At 29.6% G+C, this 5,340-nt stretch carries 3 protein-coding genes (1 of these 3 only partly in view); all 3 read left to right on the top strand.

Translation table 11 applies throughout. The annotated features are described in order from the left end of the window. Positions 1 to 820: the final stretch of a T9SS type A sorting domain-containing protein gene (locus ACKTTC_RS14785; RefSeq protein WP_408040619.1), read on the top strand. Its footprint begins 7,031 nt before the window's first position; only the last 820 of its 7,851 coding nucleotides appear in the window; its start codon lies beyond the left edge, outside the window; it ends in the stop codon at positions 818 to 820. Positions 821 to 831: 11 nt separating this feature from the next. After that, entirely contained in the window at positions 832 to 999 is a 168-nt protein-coding gene (locus tag ACKTTC_RS14780; protein WP_408040618.1) for a hypothetical protein, read from the top strand. A 251-nt stretch (positions 1,000 to 1,250) separates the two neighbouring features. Continuing rightward, positions 1,251 to 5,303 (top strand): hypothetical protein, encoded by a 4,053-nt coding sequence (locus tag ACKTTC_RS14775; RefSeq protein ID WP_408040617.1) that lies wholly within the window; start codon positions 1,251 to 1,253, stop codon positions 5,301 to 5,303. Positions 5,304 to 5,340 lie beyond the last annotated feature (37 nt).

The raw sequence follows: 5,340 nt of genomic DNA, 5'->3' as shown, positions 1-5,340 counted from the left end.
TTCTTTAACAGTAGGACAAGGATTCTTTGTAAAAACAGGAACAGGAGTTACCACAATGGATTTTAGAGAAGAGCAACGTTTACATAATGGAGCAGAAGTAGCTACATTCTCAAGAGGAACTAATTCAGAAATACCAACAATTCAAATTATAGCAGAGCAAGATGGTGTAGCAGTAGATACAAATATTAAGTATGTAGCCAATACAACCAAAGGCTTAGATGCTGGATACGACATAGGAAACTTTGGAGGCAGTACTTTTGATGTGTTTACACATTTAGTGGAGAGTTCAGAAAATAAAGACTTTACAATTCAGTCGTTACCAAATTCAGATTTTGATACCACAGTAATTCCGTTAGGATTTATTTCTGAAGCAGGTAAAGAAATAAAACTATCTGTAAATACAATAGCTTTACCGTCTGAGATAAAGGTATATATTGAAGATAGAGCAACAGGAGATTTTACAGAAATTGAAGCAGGAAGCTCATACAGTTTTACAACGACTTCAAAACTAACTGGAGTAGGAAGATTTTATATACATACATCTGCAAAGGTATTAGATATAGAAGATATAGCTAGTGTAAATGGCACAGTTGAAATATTCAAATCAGGAAACCAAGAAGTAACAATAAAAGGATTAGAGCAAGGAGAAATGGCAATTGTGAAGCTATACTCTGTTTTAGGAAGTGAAATATACAGCAGCAAAATTGTTGGAGATACAATGAATAAAATAACTCCAGATGTTTTAGAAACTGGAATCTATATTGTAAGAGTAGAAGGAACAGCAGGAATAACGAGTAAAAAAATTGTATTTAATAAATAAGGCTTTTAATTATGAAAATACACAACGATAACAAAGAGAAAATTAATAGAAAAGAAGCTTTACAAAAAATAGGCAATTATGGTAAATATACTGCTTTAACTGCCTTAGGAACATACTTATTACTAATCCCCAAAGATGCGCAAGCAGCAAGTCCAGAACCACCAGGAGATGGATTTTAAGCAAATCATTTAGTATTATAAGAGCAGTAATTGAAAAATTACTGCTTTTTTATTGCCATAAAGTGATAAATATGACAGTATGAATATACCGATATCAAAGAAATTAAAAGAATAAGATATGTATCCGTAGCTTTAAATAAATACTTTAAAACACTTGTAAATCCTGAAATGACACCATTTGACACCTCGAAAAAGAGTTAAGAAATAAATGTGATTATAATTTTGTAGTCTGTATATAATCTACTCTAAATATGAGAACAAGACTACTTTACGTTTGTTTTTTATTTTGTGCTTTTATAGTACAATCGCAAGTTACCATTTCTCAATGTGCAAATCCTAGTAGTGCAAATGCTGAAATGAATTGCCAAGTAAGCCTACCAGATTTTACAAATCAAATTATAGCAGAAGATCCTGTAAATATAGACCCAATAACAATAACACAAAATCCACTGCCAGGAACTATGGTAGATTTAGGAGATACAATAATTACTTTTACAGCATCTAATCCATTTGGTTCCGATACTTGTCAAGTAATATTTACGGTAAATAATGTTCCAGGAAGTTGCTTTACATACATTCCAGACGATAATTTTGAGCAAGCATTAATAGATTTAGGATATGATTCTGGAACTTTAGACGATTTTGTTCCAACCGCTAATATTAACACCATAACTTCATTAGATATTAGTAATAAAAATATTTCTGACCTCACAGGAATAGCAGCTTTTAAAGATTTAGAAAGTTTGGATATTTCTAATAACAATAGGTTAACAACTATTGATATTACTCAAAATAACTTATTAGAAAGCTTTACAGCAAATAATACAGTCTTAACGTCATTAGATATTAGAGAAAATTTAGAGTTAAAAACATTTATTGCGAATAACAGTAATTCATTAATTCAAATGAATTTTCAATTGAATAGAAAATTAACTTCAATAAGTTTAAATGGCGGAAATATCCAATACATTAAAATGGATAACTCTAATAATAACTTAATTACTTTTCTAGACATTCGTAATCAAAATAGTTTACAATGTGTTCAGGTAGATAGTGGAGTTCCCGTAGGAGGTTATTCAGGATGGGAAGAAGATCTTTCAGTTTATGCTCAAGATTGCGGAGTATTTATTCCAGATGATGCATTCGAACAAGCGCTTATAGATTTAGGTGTTGATACCAGTGGATTGAACAATTTTGTAAGTCTTGCTAATATAAGTGCAGCAGCATTAACATCATTAAATCTTAGAAACCTAGGTATTACCAATATGATTGGTATTGAGTATTTTACTACGCTACAAGAATTATACTTAAGACAAAACGATATTAAAGAAATAGATGTAAGTAACTTACTTTTTTTAGAAGTATTAGAAATAGACAGAGGTAATGACCTTACAACAATAGATGTAAGCAATAACTTAGCATTACGCGTATTAAGATTGGGAAGTAATAATTTAAGTACTATAGATATAAGTAAATTAACAGCACTACAAGAGTTAGATGTATCATCTAATAATTTAACTCAGCTTAATGTTAATAGAAATACAGCCTTAACCTCATTAAGACTGGACCTTAATGATTTCACAAGTTTTGATATTTCAGGAAATTCATTAATAACCCTTTTTCATATTACTAATAATAACAATTTATCGAGTTTGAATATAGCTAATGGAAATAATGCAAATTTTACTTCTTTACAAGCTAATTTTAACCCGTCGTTATCTTGTATACAAGTAGATGAATCAAATGCTAGTTATCATAGTAGTTGGTTTGTAGATAATACTACTTTATTAGACAATGATTGCGATTTGTCCAGAAGAACAATAGTTCCAGATGATGCATTTGAACAAGAGTTAATAGATCTAGGTTTTGACGATGTTTTAGATAATACTGTTTTAACTACGGTTATTGAACATATTACTACTTTAGATATTAGTGATAAAGGCATTGTTGATCCTACAGGAATTGAAGATTTTACAGGTTTAACGAATCTTAATATAAGTAGAAATGCCATACTTTCTTTAGATTTAAGTAACCTATCTGAACTTGAAATTGTTAATGTTCAAAGGAATAATGATATGACTACGTTGAACTTGAATAATTTAGTTAAGGTAAAAATCGTTAATGCGGCATTTAATAATATTTCAAATTTAACTTTAGCTTCTCCAGCGTTAGAAACATTACAAGTTTTTGGGAATGAATTAACTGCTATAGATGTAACAGGATCTCCAAATTTAAAACAATTGTACTGTGGTAGAAATCAACTTTCTTCTTTAGATGTAAGTCAAAATACCATATTAGAGTTACTTGATTGTAGCAGAAATACTATCGAAGCACTAAATTTATCGAACTCACCCTTGCTAAATAATTTATCAGCAGATAATAATAACCTATCGATACTAAACCTTAAAAATGGAAATAATGGGATTCTAAGTACTTTAAACGTTCAAAATAACTCGAACTTACACTGTATTAGTGTAGACGATTCTGGAAGCGCAAATGCAGGCACTGGAACTTATATGTCATGGTTAAAAGATGCGAATGCTATTTATAATAATGATTGTAGCCTTCTAACCTACGTACCAGATGATAATTTTGAACAAGTTTTAATCGATTTAGGATTTGATTCAGGAGTATTAGATAATTTCGTTACCACTGCTAATATAAACACACTTACTTCTATTGATATTTCTAATTCAGGAATTTCTGATTTAACAGGAATTGAGGATTTTGTAGCGTTAGAAACCTTGCTAGTATATGATAATAATCTTACAACAATTAATCTTAGTAATTTAACAAACCTAATTACACTAAGAGTTAGTCGAAACCAGTTAAGTAGTTTAGACCTGAGCAATCAAGCCGATTTAGATACACTTATTGCAGACAATAATAACATTGAAACGTTACAAATGAACTCTATTGTATTAAGGTATCTTCAGGTATTTGGAAATGATTTTACTGAAATAGATTTGAGTAGTTATACACAACTAGAACAATTATTTGTTGGGCGCAATGATTTAACAAATCTAGATGTAAGTAATAATACAATTTTAAATAGACTTGAATTTCAGTACAATCATATAAGTACAATAGATGTTACTACATTAACGGGATTGAGATACTTAAAAGGATTTAATAATGATTTGATTTTCGCTAACATAAAGAATGGAAATAATACAATTATTGAGGACTTACAATTACAAAATAATGCTAATTTAAGTTGTATTCAGGTTGATAGTGCTGTAGATGCGAATTCAGGATTAGGCAATTATGCGGCTTGGCAGATAGATGCAGCTACATCAAGTTATGCAGATCAATGCCAAACATATATTCCAGATGATAACTTTGAACAAGCGTTAATAGATGCAGGATATGATACTAGTGGACTAAATGATTTTGTTGCGACTCAAAATATAATAGGAGTAGAAAGATTTTTAGCTGGATCAGGAGGGCAGTTATACAATAAAGGCATTGTAGATTTTACAGGAATCGAAGCATTTACTTCACTAATACAATTATCAAGTACTGGAAATCCTGCAACTAATTTGGATCTAAGTAAGAATACAAATCTAGAAATTCTAATGTTAAATGGTACGGCCTTAGCAAATTTAGATATAAGTTCGAATGTTAAAGTTACTAGTATTACTGTTATAGATAATGCATTACAAACTATAAACCTAGGAACGAATACTGTATTAAAAAGTATTTCTATTAATGCGCCAATTACAAGTTTAAACACTAGTAACAATTTAGGATTAGAAGGGATAGCTATAAGAAATAGTCAATTAACAAACCTAGATGTTTTAGCCAATGTAGGATTGCTAAGATTGACAATAGAGAATGCTCCTTTAGGAAGTATTAACCTAAGTGCAAATAGTAATCTTACAGATATAACGATTAATAATAGTGCTCTAACAAGTTTGGATGTTAGTAATAATATAGTTTTAGATTATTTAGAATGTACAAATAATCAACTGTCTGAAATAGATATTAGTAATAACCCATTAATAACTGAATTATATTTTTCAGATAATCAAGTTACAAGCTTGGATGTAAGCACCAATACAAATTTGGAATATATTTATGGAAATAATAATTTACTAACAAGTTTAGATGTAAGTTCAAATAGTTCATTAGAAGAATTAGAGATCAATAATAATCGGTTAACTGTATTAAATATAAAAAATGGAAACAATCTTAGTACTTTATTTTATGTATCAGTTTTGAATAATGTAAACCTTTCCTGTATTGAAGTAGATGATGCAATTGCAGCAAATGCCCTTAGTTTAGCTAAGTTGTTCATATAGAGTTTTTAACAGAAGAAATAAATAGATATAAATGATT

Origin of the sequence: Tenacibaculum amylolyticum (genome assembly GCF_964511145.1) — a bacterium.
GTDB lineage: Bacteria > Bacteroidota > Bacteroidia > Flavobacteriales > Flavobacteriaceae > Polaribacter > Polaribacter amylolyticum.
Note: the sequence above shows the minus strand (reverse complement) of the source record. Positions and strands in the feature narration are given on the sequence as shown.

Coding starts and splice junctions, on each gene's coding strand:
- ACKTTC_RS14775 (WP_408040617.1), top strand. CDS start 1,251: ATGAGAACAAGACTACTTTACGTTTGTTTTTTATTTTGTGCTTTTATA.
- ACKTTC_RS14780 (WP_408040618.1), top strand. CDS start 832: ATGAAAATACACAACGATAACAAAGAGAAAATTAATAGAAAAGAAGCT.